The 22,815-nt window shown below is 45.8% G+C and carries 20 protein-coding genes; 4 read left to right on the top strand and 16 right to left on the bottom strand.

The window, feature by feature from the left end:
- Positions 1-11 precede the first annotated feature (11 nt).
- The 6 genes from CDZ87_RS03000 to zapE form a co-directional block, all read right to left on the bottom strand.
- Positions 12-749, bottom strand: a complete 738-nt coding sequence (locus tag CDZ87_RS03000; protein WP_100752106.1) for a cytochrome c1 — start codon at positions 747-749, stop codon at positions 12-14.
- Positions 746-2,011 (bottom strand): cytochrome b, encoded by a 1,266-nt coding sequence (locus CDZ87_RS02995; RefSeq protein WP_100752105.1) that lies wholly within the window; start codon positions 2,009-2,011, stop codon positions 746-748. Before CDZ87_RS02995 ends, CDZ87_RS03000 begins: the two co-directional genes overlap by 4 nt.
- Complete coding sequence (gene petA, locus CDZ87_RS02990; protein ID WP_038174149.1) at positions 2,011-2,604, bottom strand: ubiquinol-cytochrome c reductase iron-sulfur subunit; 594 nt, start codon at positions 2,602-2,604, stop codon at positions 2,011-2,013. The genes CDZ87_RS02995 and petA overlap by 1 nt, the downstream gene beginning before the upstream one ends.
- A gap of 328 nt (positions 2,605-2,932) precedes the next feature.
- Complete coding sequence (gene rpsI, locus CDZ87_RS02985) at positions 2,933-3,325, bottom strand: 30S ribosomal protein S9 (RefSeq protein WP_038174151.1); 393 nt, start codon at positions 3,323-3,325, stop codon at positions 2,933-2,935.
- Positions 3,326-3,340: 15 nt separating this feature from the next.
- Positions 3,341-3,769: a 50S ribosomal protein L13 gene (gene rplM, locus CDZ87_RS02980; RefSeq protein WP_100752104.1), complete on the bottom strand. Its 429-nt coding sequence runs from the start codon at positions 3,767-3,769 to the stop codon at positions 3,341-3,343.
- Between the two features lie 243 nt (positions 3,770-4,012).
- On the bottom strand, positions 4,013-5,119 hold the full coding sequence (zapE, locus tag CDZ87_RS02975) for a cell division protein ZapE (protein WP_100752103.1): 1,107 nt from the start codon (positions 5,117-5,119) through the stop codon (positions 4,013-4,015).
- Between the two features lie 152 nt (positions 5,120-5,271).
- Between zapE and zapG the strand changes: the two genes are divergently transcribed.
- From zapG to degS, 3 genes are all read left to right on the top strand, one after another.
- Positions 5,272-5,733, top strand: coding sequence for a Z-ring associated protein ZapG (zapG, locus tag CDZ87_RS02970; protein ID WP_100752102.1), 462 nt, complete (start codon positions 5,272-5,274; stop codon positions 5,731-5,733).
- A 126-nt stretch (positions 5,734-5,859) separates the two neighbouring features.
- Positions 5,860-7,227, top strand: coding sequence for a DegQ family serine endoprotease (locus CDZ87_RS02965; protein WP_100752101.1), 1,368 nt, complete (start codon positions 5,860-5,862; stop codon positions 7,225-7,227).
- 128 nt (positions 7,228-7,355) lie between these two features.
- Positions 7,356-8,420, top strand: coding sequence for an outer membrane-stress sensor serine endopeptidase DegS (degS, locus tag CDZ87_RS02960; RefSeq protein ID WP_100752100.1), 1,065 nt, complete (start codon positions 7,356-7,358; stop codon positions 8,418-8,420).
- Between the two features lie 85 nt (positions 8,421-8,505).
- Here degS and parC read toward each other — a convergent pair whose 3' ends face one another.
- The 6 genes from parC to nudF all read right to left on the bottom strand — a co-directional run bounded on the left by parC (position 8,506) and on the right by nudF (position 15,385).
- Positions 8,506-10,779 carry a DNA topoisomerase IV subunit A gene (parC, locus tag CDZ87_RS02955; RefSeq protein WP_100752099.1) on the bottom strand — a complete coding sequence of 758 codons (2,274 nt, stop codon included), beginning with the start codon at positions 10,777-10,779 and terminating at the stop codon, positions 8,506-8,508.
- Between the two features lie 3 nt (positions 10,780-10,782).
- Positions 10,783-12,663 (bottom strand): DNA topoisomerase IV subunit B, encoded by a 1,881-nt coding sequence (parE, locus tag CDZ87_RS02950; RefSeq protein ID WP_100752098.1) that lies wholly within the window; start codon positions 12,661-12,663, stop codon positions 10,783-10,785.
- 225 nt (positions 12,664-12,888) lie between these two features.
- Positions 12,889-13,470, bottom strand: a complete 582-nt coding sequence (gene yqiA, locus CDZ87_RS02945) for an esterase YqiA (RefSeq protein ID WP_100752097.1) — start codon at positions 13,468-13,470, stop codon at positions 12,889-12,891.
- A gap of 26 nt (positions 13,471-13,496) precedes the next feature.
- A complete protein-coding gene (gene cpdA / locus CDZ87_RS02940; protein ID WP_100752096.1) occupies positions 13,497-14,318 on the bottom strand; it encodes a 3',5'-cyclic-AMP phosphodiesterase in 822 nt (273 codons plus the stop codon).
- Positions 14,319-14,327: 9 nt separating this feature from the next.
- On the bottom strand, positions 14,328-14,768 hold the full coding sequence (locus tag CDZ87_RS02935) for a DUF1249 family protein (RefSeq protein ID WP_100752095.1): 441 nt from the start codon (positions 14,766-14,768) through the stop codon (positions 14,328-14,330).
- On the bottom strand, positions 14,756-15,385 hold the full coding sequence (gene nudF, locus CDZ87_RS02930; protein ID WP_100752094.1) for an ADP-ribose diphosphatase: 630 nt from the start codon (positions 15,383-15,385) through the stop codon (positions 14,756-14,758). Before nudF ends, CDZ87_RS02935 begins: the two co-directional genes overlap by 13 nt.
- 233 nt (positions 15,386-15,618) lie before the next feature.
- Here nudF and tolC point away from each other — a divergent pair, with 233 nt between their 5' ends.
- A complete protein-coding gene (gene tolC, locus CDZ87_RS02925) occupies positions 15,619-16,947 on the top strand; it encodes an outer membrane channel protein TolC (protein ID WP_100752093.1) in 1,329 nt (442 codons plus the stop codon).
- Positions 16,948-17,021: 74 nt separating this feature from the next.
- On the opposite strand, the gene CDZ87_RS02920 is transcribed toward tolC, so the two are convergent.
- From CDZ87_RS02920 to mnmL, 4 genes are all read right to left on the bottom strand, one after another.
- Positions 17,022-17,468 carry a hypothetical protein gene (locus CDZ87_RS02920; protein WP_100752092.1) on the bottom strand — a complete coding sequence of 149 codons (447 nt, stop codon included), beginning with the start codon at positions 17,466-17,468 and terminating at the stop codon, positions 17,022-17,024.
- Positions 17,469-17,477: 9 nt separating this feature from the next.
- On the bottom strand, positions 17,478-19,835 hold the full coding sequence (gene arcB, locus CDZ87_RS02915; protein WP_100752091.1) for an aerobic respiration two-component sensor histidine kinase ArcB: 2,358 nt from the start codon (positions 19,833-19,835) through the stop codon (positions 17,478-17,480).
- An 81-nt stretch (positions 19,836-19,916) separates the two neighbouring features.
- On the bottom strand, positions 19,917-21,665 hold the full coding sequence (locus tag CDZ87_RS02910) for a GGDEF domain-containing protein (protein ID WP_100752090.1): 1,749 nt from the start codon (positions 21,663-21,665) through the stop codon (positions 19,917-19,919).
- Positions 21,666-21,712: 47 nt separating this feature from the next.
- A complete protein-coding gene (gene mnmL, locus CDZ87_RS02905) occupies positions 21,713-22,672 on the bottom strand; it encodes a tRNA modification radical SAM protein MnmL/YtqA (RefSeq protein ID WP_100752089.1) in 960 nt (319 codons plus the stop codon).
- Positions 22,673-22,815 lie beyond the last annotated feature (143 nt).

The following is a 22,815-nucleotide window of genomic DNA, read 5'->3' as shown; positions in this document are numbered from 1 at the left end:
TGTTAGCACAATTAGTGCACATCACGCCAATACTCTTTCTTCAGTAGTACTACCACGATAGTGAAGATGACAAGGAAAGCCATCGCCCACCACCCTAGAGCATGACGCTCAAGTTTGACTGGGTCACCAGAGTACTCTAGGAAGTTGACCAGATCACGAACAGCGTTGTCGTATTCCTCGTCGTTCATTTCACCAGTTCCGTCAGTCTCAATACCAACAACTTTTGTCACTTCCTCACCGTCTACGACATGCGTTTCGTAGACAGGAGTTGGAATACCTTGTAGCTCTTCAAGCACGTGAGGCATACCAACGCTTGGGAACACAATGTTGTTGACGCCAAATGGGCGGCTAGGATCGGCATAGAAAGAGCGCAGGTAAGTGTAAAGCCAGTCTGTACCTCGCACGCGAGCCACAAGCGTTAGGTCTGGCGGTGGAGCACCAAACCATTTCGCTGCTGAGTCTTCACTCATGGCATTTTCCATCAGATCGCCCACCTTAGCTTCAGGATCAAAGATAAGGTTCTCTTTGAGTAAGTCAGTGGGAATGCCAATATCACGCCCGACACGCTCATAACGCTGATATTGCGCTGAGTGACAGGCAAAACAGTAGTTCATAAACAACTTCGCACCATTTTGCAGCGAAGCTTGGTCGGTCAAATCGTTGTTTGCTTTATCAAGTGGTACTTTCGCGCCCGCTGCCATCGCTAATGAAGGCAGCATTGCAAATAAAATTACAATCCATTTTTTCATTTGAATGTCACCCTTTCTGGTAGTGGCTTAGTCGCTTCGTTCTTACTGTAGAAGTACAGCAGTACGAAGAACATGAAGTAAGCTAAGCTAAAGATCTGAGCTAGCAGCGTATAAGTTGGTGTCGCAGGTAACGCACCTAGAACACCTAACGCGATAAAGCTGATCGTAAACTGGATGATATTGAATAAATGGAACTTACTGCGGTAACGGTAAGAACGCACTTTACAACGGTCTAACCACGGCAGAAGGAATAGAACTACGATTGATGCGCCCATTGCAATAACACCCAGCAGCTTATCTGGAACAGCACGTAGGATCGCGTAGAACGGCGTGAAGTACCATACTGGCGCAATATGCTCAGGTGTTTTTAGCGGGTTAGCGGCTTCAAAGTTAGGTGGCTCAAGGAAGTAACCGCCCATCTCTGGGTTGAAGAACAGCACGTAACAGAACAAGAACAAGAATCCAGCCACACCAACCATGTCTTTCACTGTCCCGTAAGGGTGGAAAGGAACGGAATCGATGATGTCGTACTTCTTCGTATAGTCTTTATGGAATTTAAACTGCGTCTGGTAGTCCTCGCCCATAGATCCTTTTGGCAGTTTAGTTTCAATGCCGTCAGGGTTATTCGAGCCCACCTCATGCAGTGCAAGTACGTGCAGCACAATCAGCAATAACAGCACGATAGGTAACGCGATAACGTGCAGTGCAAAGAAACGGTTTAGCGTCGCACCTGAGATAACGTAGTCACCACGAATCCATAGTGTTAAGTCATCACCGATAACCGGAATCGCACCAAATAGCGAGATGATTACCTGGGCACCCCAGTATGACATCTGACCCCAAGGGAGTAGGTATCCCATGAAGGCTTCTGCCATTAACACGAGGAAGATCAACATACCGAACAGCCATAGAAGCTCACGAGGCTTTTGGTATGAGCCGTAAATTAAGCCACGGAACATGTGCAGGTAGACCACGACAAAGAACGCTGACGCGCCTGTTGAGTGCATATAACGCAGTAACCAACCGTATTCGACATCACGCATAATGTATTCAACAGAGGCAAATGCGCCATCACCGGATGGGACATAGTTCATTGTTAACCAAATACCCGTAAGGATTTGGTTGACCAAAACGAGCATTGCCAATGAGCCAAACAGATACCAGAAGTTAAAGTTCTTCGGCATCGGGTACTCAGAAAGGTGCTTCTTGTACGCATTCATTGCGGGTATGCGTTTTTCTACCCAATCAAGTAGAGCTTGCATTATGCCTCCCCTTCTTCGTCAACACCGATAATAATCTTGGTATCGCTCAGATACATATGTTTAGGAACAACTAGATTTAATGGCGCTGGAACGCCCTGAAAAACACGTCCAGCCATGTCAAATTTCGAACCGTGACATGGGCAGAAGAATCCTGATTTCACACCCTGAACTTGCTCGCTAAAACTGTCAGGTAAATAAGTAGGTGAACACCCGAGGTGTGTACAGATACCAACCGCGACAAAGTACTCAGGCTTTATTGAGCGGTAAGCATTTTGAGCATAAGTCGGTTGCTGTTCTTCGCCTGAAGAAGGGTCACGTAACTGACCATCAAGATCTTTGAGCATATCAACCACTGATTGTGCGCGGCGAACTACCCATACTGGCTTTCCTCGCCATTCGACGCGTACCATCTGCCCTTCTTCAAGTTTACCGATATCAACTTCAACAGGGGCACCCGCCGCTTTGGCTTTCTCACTTGGGTTCCAAGATTTAATAAAAGGAACGGCGACTGCAGCAGCCCCTAAACCACCAACAACAGCTGTTGTTGCAGTTAAGAAACGTCTGCGACCGTTATTTAAAGGCGCATTGCTCATCCAAACATTCTCCCATTTGCTCATTGTGGATTGTTATTATTCCGCTTAAAGAGCATGGCTAACAAAATACGAATTTAGTTGTATTTATTTGATGGCAAATGATAAATAAAACCCTACTTTTTGACAAGATAAAGCTACCTTTTTGTAACATTTGTGAGGTGAATCGCCTATGAGGTCACAAAAGCAGTATAACTAAGACAAAACAATCAGTAAGTACGGGGAGGTAGGACTTTTTTAGAGAAGAAAAACAAAAAAGCCTAGCAAGAAGCCAGGCTTTTGTATCCACATTCCAATGCAAGCATTGAACGTAAATCTTTTCGAAAAAAGATTAACGCTTAGAGAATTGTGGTTTACGACGAGCTTTACGTAGACCAACTTTCTTACGTTCAACGCAACGAGCGTCACGAGTAACGTAGCCAGCTGCACGTAGAGCAGGACGGAAAGACTCATCGTATTCCATTAGAGCACGTGTGATACCGTGACGGATCGCACCTGCCTGACCTGAAATACCGCCACCTTTTACAGTAACATATAGGTCTAGTTTATCAGTGAGTTCAACTAGCTCTAGAGGTTGTTTAACAACCATACGAGAAGTTGGACGACCGAAGTACTCATCAAGGCTACGCTTGTTGACTACAATGTTGCCGCTGCCTGGTTTAATAAAAACACGCGCAGCTGAGCTTTTGCGACGGCCAGTGCCGTAGTATTGATTCTCTGCCATTTTCGAAATCCCCAATTAGATGTCTAGTACTTGTGGTTGTTGAGCAACATGGTTGTGCTCAGCGCCAGCGTAAACTTTCAGCTTACGGTACATAGCACGGCCAAGAGGACCACGTGGTAGCATACCTTTAACCGCTAGCTCAATCGCCATCTCAGGCTTACGATCGATCAACTTTTCAAAAGTGATTGATTTTAGGCCGCCTGGAAATTCAGAGTGACGGTAGTAAATTTTACCTTTAGCCTTGTTACCAGTTACAGTAACTTTCTCTGCATTGAGAACGATGATGTAATCACCAGTGTCAACGTGAGGAGTGTATTCAGCTTTATGTTTGCCACGTAGGCGAGATGCAATTTCACTTGCTAGACGACCAAGAGTTTTACCTTCAGCGTCTACAACATACCAGTCGCGTTTTACAGTTTCTGGTTTAGCAACGAAAGTTTTCATGCTAATAATAACCCGTTAATATTTAGATTTACACTTAAGGAGCTTTCGCTCCCACTGACTAAGAGTCCAGTCAACACCCCTTCGAGTGGTTGCACTCTCGACCCGTTATGTCGAAATACCTTCGATAATCAAGGTCTGCAGTAACGGTGGGTCGCAGGATTATAGAGAAGTCAGTTGAAAAAATCACCTTTTTTCGGCAAAAAAGGTATTTTTTTTTGCCCGGCAAGCCAGATAGCTCCTAGCTTACGCTAAATGCTCTCTCGCGAGATATTCATGACTTTGCATTTCAATCAACCGAGATTGGCAGCGCTTAAATTCAAACTCTAGCTGCCCACCAGTATATAGCGCATTAAGTTCAACTTGTGCCGAGATGATTAACTTAACGTGACGCTCATAAAACTCATCGACCAAAGCAATAAAACGTCTGGCGGCATCATCTATCGTAGGTCCCATCTGCTTCACATCGCCCAACAGCACCGTATGGTAAATACGTGAAATTTCAATATAGTCATTTTGGCTGCGTGCCGATTGGCATAGTTGTTCAAAACTGGCATGCAATATACCATCCGATGCCTGAATAACATCAATCTGACGATGATTTATCTCTATTGAGTCGACGACACGTTTATTGTCACCCACTAACTGCTCGTAATAATGACGCAGGTTTTTGTCTGCCTGTTCATCGAGCGGCGAGTGATAAATTTCAGCTTGCTTAAGGGTCCGTAGTCGATAATCAATGCCACTATCAACATTCAATACCGCACAGTTCGTCTCAATAAGCTCAATCGCCGGAAGGAAACGCGCTCTCTGTAGACCATTGCGGTACAGATCGTTAGGTGGGATATTCGATGTCGCCACCAAAATAACGCCACGTTTAAATAGCGCTTGAAACAAGGTACCTAAGATCATAGCGTCAGTAATGTCAGAGACAAAAAACTCATCAAAACAGATGATCTCTGTCTCTGCTTTAAAGGCATCAGCTACCAGCTCCAACGGATCGTTAACATCACCCAATGCATTCAATTCATCGTGAACACGGTACATAAAGCGGTGAAAATGAACTCGCATCTTTTTCTCTGTCGGTAATGCCTCAAAAAAAGTATCAACCAGATAGGTTTTTCCGCGCCCAACACCGCCCCAAAAGTAAAGCCCTTTAGGTATATTATGTGTTTGCGGTTCACGTCGATTGAACCAGTTACGCCAGCGTGTTTTTTTTTCGACGGGTGTCGCCATGTAATCAATAAACTCATGATAGAGTCTATCAAGGGCAGAAACGGCTTGAAGTTGAGCCGCATCTTTTTGAAAACCGTGTTCTTTTATATCTTTTTGGTAGATTTCTAGTGGCGTCATCGCTTCGTTACCTGATGAATAAGACTGTCAAACTGCTAGGTAGAGCACATGCATTTTGCTTTATTGGCTTACGCTCTCATAGTAACATGTCCCGTGAACATGTGTAACTAACTAGTAAAAAACATGTTAAATAACAATAATAAGGAGCAATTATGCCTTGGATCTATGCCCTAGTAAGCTTGCTTGTTGGTCTGGTACTTGGTGTCGCTATTTCTCGTTTCACCACACCAAGTTACAAAAAACAGAAAAGCGTACAAAAAGATTTAGACAGTGCTAAATTCGAATTAGAACAACAGAAGCAAGATCTAACCGATCACTTCGCTCAAACTGCAGAAATGCTCGATTCACTTGGTAAAGAGTACACCAAGCTTTATCAGCATATGGCAAAAACCTCTGCCGAATTGTTGCCCGCTATTCCTGAACAAGATAATCCGTTCATTAAGAAGATCAAGCAGCAAGACAACGTTGAAAACGGCGAAATCAATCATAGCGATGCTATTCAATCACCCAATGAAGCACCGAAGGACTACGCTTCAGGTTCGACTGGTCTATTAAAAGATCAGAAAAAAGAGCTCCTCGACTCTCAAGACGTGGTTTCCACTAAAGTGTCATAACAACAATCTTTTTATGCTGAACTTTACTAAGGTTTTTTAGTCATAACTCTTGATAACTGTCCCTTGATTTCGAATATTTCGTACAAATATTAGACTCATGGGTTGTTAATAATTTAGGAGTATCCGATGAAAAAACCTTTGCTCGCATTAACAGTTCTTTCACTTAGCTTAAGTTCAATCATCACTCCCATTCAGGCAACGGCAGCTCTGCCGCTCGCTGTGAGTGGTGAACAGATGCCAAGCTTGGCGCCTATGCTAGAAAGAGTCACTCCAGCCGTGGTCAGTATTTCTGTAGAAGGCACTCAAGTCTCTAAACAGCGTATTCCTGAGCAATTTCGTTTCTTCTTTGGCCCCGACTTTCCAACGGAGCAATTGCAAGAACGTCCATTTCGGGGATTAGGCTCTGGCGTTATTATTGATGCAGAAAAAGGCCATATAGTGACTAACTACCACGTCATTAATGGCGCAGAAAAAATTCGCGTCAAACTGCATGATGGCCGTGAGTACGATGCTGAACTGGTGGGTGGCGATCAGATGTCTGATGTCGCCCTGCTCAAACTTGAAAAAGCCCAAAATCTCACCGAAGTAAAAATAGCCGACTCGGACAAATTACGTGTCGGTGATTTTGCTGTCGCGATTGGTAACCCATTTGGCCTCGGCCAGACAGTGACTTCAGGAATTATTTCAGCCTTAGGGCGAAGTGGTCTTAACATTGAAAACTTTGAGAACTTTATCCAGACCGATGCGGCAATCAACAGCGGTAACTCTGGTGGTGCACTGGTTAACCTGAACGGCGAGTTGGTAGGGATTAACACCGCTATTTTAGGGCCGAATGGCGGCAACGTGGGCATTGGCTTTGCTATTCCATCGAATATGATGAATAACCTCACAGCCCAAATCCTTGAGTTTGGTGAAGTGAAACGCGGAATGCTCGGTGTTCAAGGTGGCGAGATAACTTCTGAACTGGCTGACGCATTGGGTTATGAATCAAGTAAAGGTGCTTTTGTTAGCCAAGTGGTGCCAGACAGCGCCGCCGATAAAGCAGGGCTTGAAGCAGGTGACGTGATTGTGTCGATTAACGACAAGTCAATAAACTCATTTAGCGAACTGCGAGCAAAAGTCGCCACATTGGGCGCAGGAAAATCAATCACGCTAGGTGTGGTTCGTGATGGTAAACAGAAGTCATTTGACGTTGTGCTCGGTGAACAAACCAATGTCAAAACAACGGCTGACAAGCTACATGAAGGGTTATCTGGCGCTGAGTTGACCAATACCAACGTCAGTGACAAAGTTCAAGGAGTCAAGGTCAACGCGATCGAGCCAGGTTCAAAAGCAGAAGCTTACCAGTTGCAAAAAGACGACATCATTATTGGTGTCAATCGGCAGCGAATTAAGAACCTTGCTGATTTCAGACAAGCGCTTGAAAAACAGCCTGGTGTACTCGCGTTGAATATTCAACGTGGCGACCGCAGTATTTACTTAGTCATTCGTTAAACTGACACGAGTAAAAACTCGACATCGCTTGTAAAGGACAGCCACTCTATTGTCGCTGTCCTTTTCTTCTTCTCTCATCTAGTGCTATTCTTGCCCAACGTATTTACTATTACGATTGATGAGGAAATATGCTGCAATTCATGTTGCGCTCTGTGGGCTTGGGTTTGGCTACGGCAGCCCTGCTTTTAGTCACCATACCCTCCCTTCGCTCCACCGTGCTTCCTTCTAGCATCGAACCAAGCACTAACATGAGTACGCAAGCGCAAATATCCTTTAATAGCGCAGTGCGCAAAGCAGCACCTGCCGTTGTTAATATTTATAGCCGCAAGTACACTGAAGATGATCGATCCAAGCTATTAACGCAAGGGCTCGGCTCTGGCGTTATCGTGAGTGAAAAAGGTTATATCATTACCAACTATCACGTTGTGGCTCAAGCCGATCAAATTATTGTCGCGCTGCAAGATGGCCGTGTCGCCGCCGCTCAATTGGTTGGTCAAGATCGTCGTACCGATATTGCCATCTTAAGCGTCGAAGGTGACAACTTACCCGTCATTCCTCTTAATCCACAATATCAGCCCAAAGTCGGCGATGTGGTTCTGGCGATTGGTAACCCGTACAACTTAGGTCAAACCACCACCTTCGGCATTATTTCTGCTACCGGGCGCTCTTCAATTAGCGCCGACGGCCACCAGGCGTTTATTCAAACCGATGCTGCGATTAATGAAGGTAATTCAGGCGGTGCTTTGGTCAATACCCGCGGTGAATTGGTCGGCATCAATACTGCGTCATTTCAACAAGCCACTGAGCTTGAAACTTATGGCATCTCGTTTGCGATTCCATACTCTCTAGCCAATAAAATCATGCAAAAAATCATTGCTGATGGACGAGTTATCCGTGGCTATATTGGCGTTGATGGCCAAGACATCAACTCTGTGACTTCTCGTTTGCTCGGTAACGAACACCTAGGCGGCATAGTGGTACTCGGTATTGACCCAAATGGTCCCGCCGCCGAAGCAGGCTTTGAAGCGCAAGATATTATTTTGAAGATAGATGGGCAGAAAATTAACGGCCGCCAAAGTGTCATGGATCTGGTGACAGAACTGAGACCGGGTACCAGCGTTGATGTCCTCATTTTGCGCAAAGGCGAAGAGAAAACACTCAACGTAACCGTACAAGAAGACACTCGCGAATAACCACTTCGCTATAATAACCACTTCGCTATAATAACCACTTCGCTATGAAACAAAAACCCATGCCGTGCCATGGGTTTTTGGTTATTTACTCTTGATTATCAGATTCGGTATGCGTCGACTCAACTTCAATCCGAGTCACTCGCTGCAGACCACGCGGCAACAAACTACCACGTCGACCTCGCTCGCCACGGAAGTTGTCAAGATCAGCCACTTTAAGACCTAACTTACGTTTTCCTGCATACAGAGTGATAGCGCTGCCTTGCGGCAAGGCGATAAGGTGTGAAACATACTCTTCTCGCTCTTTCGCTTTAGCCGCTGGAATATTGATGATCTTATTACCTTTACCTTTACCTAATTGTGGTAAATCTTTGATCGGGAAAAGCAGCATACGACCTTGGTTAGTAATTGCTAAAATCTCATCATGATCGAGGTCACCAATACATTTCGGCGTCAATACTTGTGAGTTAAGTGGCAAGGTCACCAAGGCTTTACCGCTGCGATTTTTCGACAATAAATCGCTACCTTTACACACGAATCCGTAACCAGCATCGGAGCCAACTAACCATAGCTGTTCTTCCTCACCCATCACGACATGACGGATATTGGTACCGGCATTAATATTCAGTCGTCCAGTAATCGGCTCGCCCTGACTGCGTGCAGAAGGCAATGAGTGGGACTCTAACGAATAACTGCGTCCATCACTGCCAATGAATACCGCTTGTTGACTGCTCTTTCCTCGCGCGGCTGCAAGGAAATTATCACCCGATTTATAATTGAGGCCTTCAGCATCGACATCATGGCCTTTCGCATGACGAATCCAGCCTTTTTCTGATAATACGACTGTGATCGGCTCACTTGGCACCAAGTCGCGCTCGGTCAGCGCTTTTGCTTCCGCACGTTCAACGATCGGTGAACGGCGGTCATCACCATACTTTTCAGCGTCCGCTTTAATCTCTTTCTTAATCAATGTATTCAGACGGCGCTCAGAGCCCAGTAACTGCTCTAGTTTCTCACGCTCTTTTTCAAGCTCTGCTTGCTCACCACGAATCTTCATCTCTTCAAGCTTGGCAAGATTACGAAGCTTGGTGTCTAGTACAGCGTCTGCTTGAATGTCACTAATACCAAAGCGCGCCATCAGCACAGCTTTAGGATCATCTTCGCTACGGATGATCTCAATCACCTCATCAAGGTTGAGGTAAGCCACCAGCAAACCTTCCAAGATGTGTAAGCGAGCCATGACTTTATCAAGACGATATTGCAAGCGGCGACGCACAGTCGAACGACGAAACTCAATCCACTCCGCAAGAATCTGTACTAACCCTTTCACTTGCGGACGATTGTCGAGGCCAATCATGTTCAAGTTTACCCGGAAGTTCTTCTCTAAATCCGTTGAGGCGAACAGGTGGTTCATCAACTGGTCACAGTCGATTCGGTTTGAACGAGGCACAACCACAATGCGGGTTGGGTTTTCGTGATCAGACTCGTCACGTAAATCATCAACCATTGGCAGCTTTTTAGCGCGCATTTGGTTGGCGATCTGCTCAAGAAGCTTAGCGCCAGACACTTGATGTGGCAGCGCCGAGATAACAATGTCGCTGCCTTCTTTATGCCACACCGCACGCATTTTGATGCTGCCACGACCAGTACGATAAATTTTCTCGAGTTCCGCTTTAGGTGAAATAATTTCAGCTTCAGTCGGGTAGTCAGGGCCTTGAATGTGAGTCATCACATCGGCCAATTCTGCGTTAGGGTTGTCAATTAGATGAATCGTGGCATCCGCGACTTCACGCACATTATGGGGTGGAATGTCTGTCGCCATACCAACAGCAATGCCTGTCACACCGTTAAGCAATATATGCGGCAGTCGCGCTGGCAGCATTTGTGGCTCTTTCATTGTGCCATCAAAGTTTGGTTGCCACTCAACCGTACCTTGACCAAGTTCACCCAGCAAAACCTCAGCAAATTTAGACAATTTCGCTTCGGTATAACGCATCGCTGCGAACGATTTAGGGTCATCTGGTGCCCCCCAGTTCCCCTGACCATCGACCAAAGGATAACGGTACGAGAACGGCTGAGCCATCAGCACCATCGCTTCATAACAAGCCGAGTCGCCGTGCGGGTGATATTTACCGAGCACATCACCAACGGTACGTGCCGATTTTTTATACTTCGCCGATGCTGAAAGACCCAGCTCCGACATTGCGTAGATTATGCGTCGCTGAACCGGTTTTAGGCCATCGCCAATGTATGGCAATGCTCGGTCCATGATGACGTACATTGAGTAGTTGAGATAAGCGTCTTCAGTGAACTTGCGCATTGGCAACTGTTCAACGCCATCATAAGTAATTTCTGTCGACATTCGTTAAACCTCTGCCATATCGCCGTAATTTTGTAGCCAAGCCCGACGGTCATCTGCACGTTTTTTGCCCAACAACATATCCATCATCTCGATGGTCGCATCACTATCATCAATAGTGAGCTGAACCAGACGACGCGTATTGGGATCCATCGTAGTTTCACGCAGTTGCAGTGGGTTCATTTCACCCAGACCTTTGAATCGTTGCACATTGATTTTGGCTTTCTTCTTCGACAAACGCTCTAAAACGCCCTCTTTCTCGTCGTCATCAAGGGCATAAAATACTTCTTTACCACAATCGATACGATACAGTGGCGGCATCGCGACATAGATGTGCCCAGCTTCGACCAACGCGCGGAAATGACGGGTAAACAGCGCACACAATAAGGTGGCGATGTGCAATCCATCCGAGTCCGCATCGGCAAGAATACAGATCTTACCGTAACGTAAACCACCAAGATCATTGTTGTCAGGGTCAATACCAAGCGCGACGGATATGTCATGCACTTCTTGCGAAGCCAGTACTTGATCCGATGACACTTCCCAAGTATTAAGAATCTTACCGCGCAGCGGCATTACCGCTTGAAATTCACGATCACGTGCTTGCTTAGCACTGCCGCCTGCTGAGTCCCCTTCGACAAAGAAGATTTCAGTACGGCTTAGATCTTGTTGTGAACAGTCGGTGAGCTTACCTGGCAATGCTGGGCCTGAGGCCACTTTTTTACGCACCACCTTCTTACTCGCCCGCATACGGCGATGTGCATTAGCAATACACACTTCTGCCAGCAATTCAGCCAGTTGCGGTTTCTCATTAAGCCACAGGCTAAACGAGTCCTTAACCACACCAGACACAAACGCCGCAGTTTGACGAGAAGACAAACGCTCTTTGGTTTGACCTGCAAACTGAGGATCTTGCATTTTCACTGACAAGACATACGAGCAGCGATCAAAAACATCATCGCCGGTCAGCTTCACGCCACGAGGAAGTAGATTACGGAACTCACAGAATTCACGCATCGCATCAAGCAGGCCTTGGCGTAAACCGTTAACGTGAGTGCCCCCTTGCGCGGTTGGGATCAAGTTAACGTAGCTCTCGGTGATCATATCACCGCCTTCTGGTTGCCAAATTATCGCCCAGTTCGCCGCTTCTGTTTCTGCGCTAAACTCACCGGTATAAGGCTCCTCAGGTAACACCGTATACCCTTTCACGCCTTCAGCGAGGTAATCTTTAAGGCCATCTTGGTAAAGCCATTGGTACTCTTTACCATTGACTCGGTCGCTAAAGGTAATCTCGAGCCCTGGGCAAAGAACCGCTTTGGCTCGCAAGTTATTGACTAAGCGCGTTACTGAGAAGTTACCTGAATCAAAATATTTGGTCTCTGGCCAGAAATGAACACTGGTGCCCTTATTGCGGCGGCCACAAGTGCCAGTTACCGTTAAATCAGAGACTTTATCACCATGTTCAAAGGCTATTTCATACACTTGACCATCGCGGCGTACAGTGACTTCAACTCGCTTGGACAGCGCGTTGACCACCGAGATACCAACGCCGTGTAAACCACCGGAGAATTGATAGCTTTTATTTGAGAACTTACCACCTGCATGCAATTTACATAAGATGAGTTCGACCCCAGACACTTTCTCTTCTGGGTGAATATCAACAGGCATGCCACGACCATCGTCGGTCACTTCGAGTGATTGGTCGGCATGCAAAATCACTTGAACTTTTGAAGCGTGTCCAGCGAGTGCTTCATCGACACTGTTATCGATGACTTCCTGACCTAAGTGGTTAGGGCGTGCTGTATCCGTATACATCCCTGGTCGGCGACGTACTGGCTCCAAACCATTAAGAACCTCAATGGCTCCTGCATTATATTGTTCAGTCATAATACGGAATATCGTTATAGAGAAAAAAAGATAAACTTGGTGGGCGATTCATCGGGCATTTGCACCAAACGACAAGACTATTGTGCTTGAGCATTGCTGTTAACGAATAACCAATCGCACTAAATCCACACAAGTACTGGTGAGACATAGTCTGGAACAGACCCAATTATGTCAAGAGAGAGATCGAAGTAACAAGTAAATTTATGACTCTTCCCTCAATGAGCATCAAAGCTCGAGGAATTCAATGATTGACTCAGGGTAACGTTCAAAGCCAACAAAACTGTGGTTACCGCCTTGCTCGACGGTTTGTTGCGAACCTGACAAGTGACCAACGGCTTGACGATAGTCTAAAACTTCATCGTCTGTTTGCTGTAATAGCCAAAAATCGTTCGGCCGTTCAATTACTGGAGTATCGAGCGCTTTGAGCTCTTCGATATGTTTATTTTCAAGGGTATAGCGTTCGTGAGTGTACGGGTTTTCTTGCTCACCAAGAAAGTCGGCCAATAATTCATAAGGCTTGATCGCTGGATTGACCAACACTGCTTTAAAACCAAACTGAGCATTAAGCCACATCGACATATAGCCACCCAAAGAGCTACCGACTAAACCGATACGGTAGTCCTGCTGATGTTGATTGACAATATCCAGTAAGTGCTGCGCCGCTTGCTGAGGAAAACAAGGTAACTGAGGAATCACTACTTTTATCTCGGGACGATGTTGATGGCAATAGTCGCGCATTAGGTTGGCTTTAAGCGATAGCGGAGAGCTGTTAAATCCATGAATATAAAGCAGTAGTGATGGTTTCATTTGAATATCCTTAACATCTGCCGTTATTAATAACCTGCAGAAGTAAAATCAGGTTGGAAGCTCCCTGGCGCAAGACGTTTTACTTGAGTACTCAAGCTCCCATCGCAGTAAAGCTCAAGCTCACGCCAACCTGGAGACAGCGTATCCAGCGCAAAATCATCGCTATTGGGTTTGAATTGAATACAAGTTGACGGTGTCGCCATAACACGTACACCTTGGTGAACAACATTCATATCTTGATGTACATGCCCACACATAACTGCTTTAACATTGTTATATTTTCCAACTACTTGCCAGAAATTTTCGGCGTCTTTCAGCGTATGCTGATCCAACCACCGACTACCAACTAATAATGGGTGATGATGCAGCAACACTAAAGTATGGCGCTGTGGGTATTGGGCCAATTTGTCTTCAAGCAACTGTAACTGTTGGTCACTTAACCGGCCATGGGGAACACCGACGACCTGAGAGTCCAACATGATCATTTGCCAATGCTCACCAAGCAGCACATGTTCGATCTGCTTAATTTGGCAAGAAGGTAATACTGATTCCATGCTCGGTTTAAAGTCATGGTTACCTGGCAACCAAAAACAAGTTTTATTTAATGGGGCAATCCCCTCAACAAAACGTTGATACGAACCCGCACTGTGATCTTGCGAAATATCCCCGGTTGATAGAATTGCATCAAATGAAAACTCTTGCGCAGCAACGGCCGCGACGACAGCATTAAAACTGTCGAGGGTTTTAACGCTCAGCAAAGTGCCGTCCGCTGGCTCAAACAAGTGAGTGTCAGTAATCTGGACTAGCTTAATCGTACTGCTATCTGATGAACTTGACGTTACTTTCAAAACATAAACCTAAATATTCAATGGAGTGCGACTGATACCCTGTCGCAAACAAAACGAAAGCCAATCACCTAAAAATCGATTCAGCTGTACTTTCTCATCTTGCTGCAGCATTTTGTCGTTAGGGTATTCATAGCGAGCATTAACACGTTGTAGGTGCTCACAACGACTCACTTCAGCCACTCGAGCGTCGTGATAGAGCCTGACAGACATTGTTGGCAATGGAAATACTGGAACGTCATCACTTTGACAGATATCAACCAAAGTTGTGTACTTTGTGACTTCTACCACTTGTATTTGATAGGTCATGGACGCGGCTTGGTAGCAACGCACATCATCCACGCTTGGTTGACTTGGCAACAAAGCGTTCAGTTTGGCGTAATTGGTCTCGTATGTTCGCATCAGGTCTGAAAGATCAACATGATACGCTCTTTTTTCTGCTACTTGTGCCATTGTGTTTTCAACCGTTGATGGTTTAGCTCTAACCATTGCAGTGCAATGATCGAGGCGCCGTTTTCAAATTTCCCTTCCACTACCCATTGGTAAGCTTGTTGTCGTGATACCACATGTACACGGATATCCTCACCTTCATAGTCTAAACCATGAACGCCATGTGCTGTGGTTGCATCTACCTGACCAACGTACACATCCAACCGTTCAGAGCAGCCTCCTGCAGAGGGGTAATAAGAGGTAACTTTTTCAATCATACCAATATCGATACCTGCCTCTTCAACCGCTTCGCGACGCACCACCTCTTGTGCACTTTCTTGGCTGTCAATCATGCCTGCTACTATTTCAAGCTGCCAAGGCCGCGCGTGTTCAAGCGCACCAACACGAATTTGTTCGATAATCACCACTTGGTCAGTCACCGGGTCATAGGGCAATATCGCTGCAGCGTGACCACGCTCAAACATCTCGCGCTCTATCGCCTCGCTCCAGCCACCAGCAAATAACTTATGCTTGAAGCGATATTTCACCATAGAGAAAAAACCTTGAAAGAGTATTTCTTTTGAGATGATTTTGACATCTTGTGCAGTAAATGGGTGTTGTTGATTGTCAGGCTGTTGCATTTGGCACCTCACTGAGTGAATCTTATAGTTTACTCAGACAGATGCTTAACTTCCAAGGATATGGCTCAACTTTTTATATAATTTTTATAAAATATTTTAAATTGATGAATTGAGCATGCTGTACAAGTGGATAGTTAAGTGTAAAACTTTGCAATTTTTTTGAACGAATGACTACCATTTAAGTTAAACTCTTGAAGATTAAAATTTTTCATAATTTGCTAGGAATAAGATCTATGAAGAAACTGCTTCCATTCGTTATCAGTGTAGCCTTAGGCAGTATCAGCACCTCTGCTCTAGCTGACACACTAGCGGAAATCTACAATCAAGCAAAAGAAAACGACCCAACGCTACTAAGCGCCGCTGCGAAGCGTGATGCCGCCTTTGAAGCAGTGAACTCTAGCCGCTCAACGTTGTTACCACAAATCAATTTAACTGCTGGCTATAATTTAACCCGTGGCGATACAGACCTCGACTCGGGTACGACACGTGATAACGATCAAAACGCACTCACGGCCGGGATTAACTTCTCGCAAGAGTTATATCAACGTTCAAGCTGGCTCACACTCGATGTGTCCGAGAAAACCGCTCGTCAAGCCGACGCATCATTCGCGGCAACCCAGCAAGCGCTTATTCTTCGCGTTTCAACCGCTTACTTTAACGTCCTGCGCGCCCAAGATAACTTAGAGTTCGTCCAAGCAGAAAAAGCCGCCGTTGGCCGTCAACTTGAGCAAACCAAGCAACGTTTTGAAGTGGGCTTATCAGCCATTACTGACGTCCATGATGCACAAGCACAATACGACGCAGTGTTAGCCGATGAAGTACTCGCGCAAAATAACCTAGTCAATAGCTACGAAGGCCTGCGTGAAATCACTGGCCAACAGCACGACGATCTAGACGTACTTGATACTCAACGTTTCTCTGCCACAAAAACCCAAGCCGCGATTGATGCACTGCTTGAAGAAGCGCAGCAGAAAAACTTAAGCTTGTTATCTGCACGTATTGCGCAAGACGTTGCAAAAGACAATATTTCTCTTGCCAGTTCAGGTCATCTACCTTCTTTAACATTAGATGGTGGTTACAGTTATGGCGATCTCTCTAATACTGGTATTGGTTCTACCGACTCTACGACCAACAACTTTAATATTGGCGTCAACCTCAGCGTACCACTTTACACCGGTGGTAATATTAGCTCGCAAACTAAGCAAGCTGAATTCAACTATGTGGCAGCAAGCCAAGATCTTGAAGCGTCTTACCGCAACGTAGTCAAAGATGTTCGTGCCTTCAACAACAACATCAGCGCTTCGATTGGCGCCCTGCGTGCTTATGAACAAACGGTGGTTTCAGCGCGCTCAGCTCTCGAAGCAACAGAAGCTGGGTTCGATGTCGGTACACGTACTATCGTTGACGTTCTTGATTCAACACGTCGCCTTTACGATGCTAACAAGAACTTATCTAACGCACGTTACGATTACATTTTAAGCGTACTGCAACTGCGCCAAGCCGTTGGTACATTAAGCGAGCAAGATGTCTTAGACATCAACGCTGGTTTAAAGAAAAGCTAGTTAAACTTTTTAAAAACAAAAGGCTTGCTCATTGAGAGCAAGCCTTTTTTATTGTCTGATACGATCGTTCCAAGTTAGTAAATCTTGTCGACCGCCACTTGTTTGTTGACCACCCAAGCCTTTTTACCTTGGTCACTCAATTGCAACCCAATATCCACTGGCTGTTCTGGAGCTAACGGTACTTGCCACTCGAACGCCACTTCCCATTGATTGGGGCTATAAGTACGCAATTCGACTGCTTCACCTTCGATTAGCCATACCTGATCACCCTGTTGAATCGAGACCACTTCAACATTAAGCGTTGGCGTTAACCCCTGTTCAGAGTCGAGTAACAGTGAACCATGTAAGATATTGTCTTGCCCTTCACCGATCGCAGGCATCATATCAATCCACACGGTGCTTTTCAGCGTCACGGTCGCCTCAGAGATGGTCACAGGTTGATCTTGCTGCCAATCCATCGGCTGAGTGCTACACCCCACCAGTAGAGCAGCGCCTAGACTGATAAATGCGAATTGGTTCATTGTTTCACCTTAGCCATTTGACCTTTGTCTTAACCACTGTTTAAGAATTTGAATATCATTGTCATACTCATTCTTCATCTCTTCAACCCAATCGTCGATATTTTCCCACCACGCTGGTAAATCAGGCGACTGTGCTTTTTGTGCGATCAATTGAATATTTTTAAGGCCAATCGATCCTGCCGCGCCTTTTATCTTATGCGCTTCTGAAACGATCCCTTCTTGATGTTTAGCGACCATATTCGAATCAAGCACTTGGAGGTATTCCGGCATCATCTCTTCAAACATCACAATACTATCGAGTACTGGTTGAGGTCCAACGATACTGATATACGATTCGAGCATATCGAGATCAAGCAGACGAGAATATATCTCTTCACTTTCACTGAGTTCTGGCTCGCTTGCAATGGCAACAGACACCTCTTCTGGTTGCGCTTTTGTGGAAGAGAACTTAGCCAACACCTCTTGCATCGCCGTCACCGATAGCGGCTTGCTGATCGCGTCATCCATTCCTTTATCAAGGTATTCACGTTTGTTTTTCAACACATTGGCGGTCAATGCGACTAAAGGGGGTAAATCCGAATAGGTGCGTCTAAAGTATTCCGCGACATCAAAGCCTGTCATATCGGGCAATTGAATATCTAAAAACACCAGATCGTAAATTTCTGGGTCAAACATCTCCATCGCTTCCATGCCCGTCATCGCCACCGAAACTTCGTGGCCCATGCTTTCTAATAACGAGCGAGCAACGGTAATGTTGAGTTCAATATCTTCTACCATAAAAATATTGAGTTCTTGCGAGGTCGCCGGATGCAGCGCGGGTAACTGAGGACTCTGTGCCAGAGGCACACGAATGGCCACCGTGAATGTGCTACCAAAACCTTCTTCACTTGAAACGGTAATATCGCCGTCCATCATCTTGATCAACTGTTTAGAAACCGCCAACCCGATACCGGTTCCGACCGCATGAAGGTTATCTTTACCCGACTTAACTTGATAATACATCGCAAATATCTTATCCAGTTCTTCGTCTGGTATGCCTATCCCACTGTCTTCCACTTCCATGACAATATTAGCGAAGTCTCCGTCCACTTCAGAGCTAACGGACATCACGACCCCACCTTCTTTGGTAAACTTCATTGCATTGCTGACTAGATTCCACAGCACTTGGCGCAAACGGGTCGCATCCACCTCGATCGCCGTCGGCAGATCACTGAGCCGCTCTAAATCAAAGCGAAGCCCTTTCTGTGAGGCCATCAAGGCTGAAATACTTTCCATCTCAGCGATAAACTCTTCAAAGTTAAGCGGCGCAGGGTAAAGCTCAAGTTTACGACGATCAAACTTATCCATATCGATGATGTCGTTGAAAATATTACCTAAGGTAATCGCACTGACGTTGATGGTTTGCATATGATTGCGCTGCTCAGCCGTTAGCTGCGTATCAAGCAGCATACGACTCAAGCCGACAATGCCATTGAGCGGCGTTCTCAATTCATGACTGATGGTCGAAATGAAGGTGGTCTTATCGCGACTCGCCTTCTCTAATGACTCTTCGTGACGTTTGCGTTCGGTAATGTCTCGGCCAAAGCCCACCAATCCTAGGTGACGCCCCTCTTTACTGTAAAAGGGCACTTTGCGTAGTTCGAAGTAGTTACGTCTGCCATCAGGGTATTCAAGCCACTGCTCATAGGTCAGCGCTTGGTTGTCAGCAAACACTCTCTGATCGGTATCAACAATTTGTTGAGCGACCTCTTTGCTGTACACATCCCATGGCGTCAGGCCGACTAACTGGCTCTCTTTCTTGCCGGTCAGTTCCTCCATTGCCCGGTTACAGCCGGAAAACACACCATCGGCATTACGGTAATAGATAAGATCAGGTGAGGCATCAATAAACGAGCGCAGTAAAGCGGTTCGCTCAGCCAGTTCAACCTGAGTCCGCTCACGTTGAAATACCTCATTTTCGAGGTCTTTCATCGCTTCCTCACGTGCTTCTTCGGCTTTAATCCGCTCTTCAATCTCTTGATTGAGCTTAGCAATATTTTGCTGCAGCTTTTGATTGAGCTCTTGGTCACGCGAGCGCATGTCTTTGAGCTTCGACACCAACTTAGAAAGACGTTGGCGAGACTCTTCTAATTGATCAACCACCACGGAAAGGAAGTACACCGCCCAAGGGGTAATTAACAAACCAAAGAACACCGAGCGGACAATATCGATATCATCGACATGCCCACTGAGGACTAAAGTAATACCAACTTGAACCACAACGGCAAGAGCCACGAGCGCCAAGGCAAGGAGAATAGAAAAACGTAGAATGCCCAGTTTAACAAGCAGATCGACATAATACTGAGCGAGGTTTTTAATTGGCTTCATTCACAGCTCCGCACGGTAACAGTGGTAAAATTTTACCTGTTTTCCTCAGCGACAGCTAAAAAAACCTTTATCGATAATGGGTTAATTCTCTGATGTGTGATGCACACAGGTTTGATTGCGGCCATTGGCTTTGGCTTGATAGAGCGCACTGTCGGCCAACGCTACGATAATTTCATGGCTATCAAGAGGTTGTGGCGTAAGTGACATCAAACCAATACTAATGGTGATATGGGTAAACACATCGGATGCCTGATGTTCAAGTGACAAGCCAGCAACTCCTTGATGGATGCGCTGAGCAACCTTAAGCGCCCCATCGGTGGTGGTATTGGGTAAAATAAAAGCAAACTCTTCGCCGCCATAACGAGCGACACAATCGCTTGAACGGGTCAGCACCTGCTGGAAGATCTTGGCCACTTTCATTAACGCTTCATCACCACGCTGATGACCATAAAAGTCATTATAAGGCTTAAAATAGTCGATATCACACAGCATCACCGTCAGTGGTTGTTTTTCACGAATATGTAAGTGCCACAAGGTTTCTAGCTGTTGATTGAAACGACGTCGGTTAGCTATTTGTGTTAAACCATCCATAAAACTCAATCGTTCAAGCTCTTGATTCGCTTGTTCTAATTTCTGCTCTGCTAGATAACGCTCGGAAACATCTCGTGCCATGATTAACACGCCATTAGTCCCCGAGGCAGGATCGCGAAACGGCGATTTAACCACGTCATACCAAATAAATTGCCCGTCTTTTCCGATCGTTTGATCGATATAACGCAGCGATTTGCCTTCATACAATACTTTATTATCAGTTTCGGATAAGCGTTGATAGCTTTCGTCATCAATAACATCTTGCAATCTTTTGCCAATCAGATCTTCGATATTTGTAATCCCTAACGCTTCTACGAAAGGTTGATTACACGCTTGATAAACCATGTTTTCGTTAAAGATGCCAATCGAATCTGGGCTAGATTCAAGTATATTTTGTAAAATAGTGTCGCGTTGAGCCAGAGCCACTTCGGTATCACGGCGCTTTTCCATCTCATCACGCAGGTTCTTTTGCATGTTGTGCCAATCCGTTACATCATGACTAATACCGAGCGTCCCAATCGACTCTCCATCCGAAGCAATCAGAACACTTTGGTAGCTTTCCAACAGACAACTTCGGCCATCTGGAGTGATAGTCCAGCGGCGATCGCTAGCGCGGCCTTTAATAATGCCGTGGATATCCGCGCTTCCCTCTTCTTCACGCCCTTGCCAGAAGTTTTTAAAAGCACGATTGGTTGAAACTAGCTGACCCGTTTGATTTTTAATAAAGATCAGCTCAGACAAATTATCAAAGGCACTTTTGATCACCGACAGCGACGCGACTTGAGCTTGAAGTTCTTCGGTCGTACTTTGATGCGCCGAAAAATGCAGCGTCCAAACCACACGATGTCGAAACCAAGTTTTGCGCCCAGTAACATCCAATTTGACGTTATTGTTATCTGAAATCGGCCAGGTAAGTAGATGCGAAGAGCGGGGGTGCTGCTGAAGAGGAGAAATAAGTGACAAGAGAAATGGAGCGGTGACTAAATCCGGTAAAATAAACTGTTTACCGACTACACGTACGGCCAACAGTTCGCTCGCAACGCAATTCGCCAACAGCAGTTGGCCACTTTGGCCGTCGATCACGAGTACCGCGTGTGGCGACGAGAGCATCAGATCAGTGATGTGTGCTTGAATGCGAACAAAGAGCGCCAGCATCACACAACAAAACAGTGTAATGATGACAATATCAATCCAATATTCTTGCGATGTCTCCCACAACCAAACTAGAAATGGCTCCATTCGATCACTCTAATTCATAATGCCCATGCATAATGGTACAAAAGATATCAGGTTATTGTCGAATCATCAGCCTTTATTATTGGCTTTGTATATATATATGGGTGATTTAGAAGCGATCCCTGAGGGCCATCTTGATCAAGTGTTCGGCCAATTTCTGTCATCGCCAGCCAACGATTCTCACACCACAATGGCGCCAGCAGCGTTGGCCTACGTGCGGCAGAAGAGACGCGATGATAAACCACGTCGGCAGGTGTCATGCGAATCAATTCACTGGCGATTGCAACGTATTGATCCAGCTCAAGGGCCTCAAGCCGACCCGCTTCCCACGCCTTCGCCATTGTGCTGCCTTCGACAATATGCAAACCGTGTAATTTGATGCCATCGGTACCAACCGCCAAAACCTGTTCCAGCGTCGCCACATTGTCATCTCGGGTCTCTTTCGGCAATCCCACAATAAGATGGGTACACACTTTAATACCCAAAGCCCGTGCACGTTGAGTGACCTCTGCGTAACACTCAAAGTCGTGGCCACGATTAATACGTTTAAGTGTCGTGTTATTGGCTGTTTGTAAGCCAAGCTCAAGCCAAATCTCATACCCTTGTTCGACATACCCCGACAGCAGTTCTAATACGGCATCTGGCACACAATCAGGACGAGTACCGACACACAAGCCAATAATATCCGCACACTCTAGCGCTTGCTCATACATACGCTTCAATACCTGAACTTCTGCGTAAGTACTGGTATAGGCTTGAAAGTAAGCGAGGTATTTTTTCGCTCGGGTAATTTCACCGGCGCGATCGGAGAGTTGCTGTTCGATGCTGTGGATTTGCGCTTGCTCATCAGCAAAAGAAGCAACGTTACAAAAAGTACAGCCGCCTTTACCTATGGTTCCGTCTCGATTTGGGCAACTGAAGCCGCCATGTAAGGTGAGCTTATGCACCTTCTCTCCATAACGGCGCTGTAAATCTTGTCCAATGGTATTGACCAGTTGATGAAGTTGCATGCGACACTCGCTCAAAACGAAATAAATATCATTAAGATTAATGTAATTAAATTACATTTTTGAAAAAAACCAAGTGAGGAATGTAACGATTTCAAACAAGTTAGATGTTAAGCAAAGTCAATAAACATGCAAAAAACATCGGT

Source organism: Vibrio salilacus (assembly GCF_002811245.1).
Lineage (GTDB): Bacteria > Pseudomonadota > Gammaproteobacteria > Enterobacterales > Vibrionaceae > Vibrio > Vibrio salilacus.
This window is presented reverse-complemented; position numbering and strand designations above follow the sequence as displayed.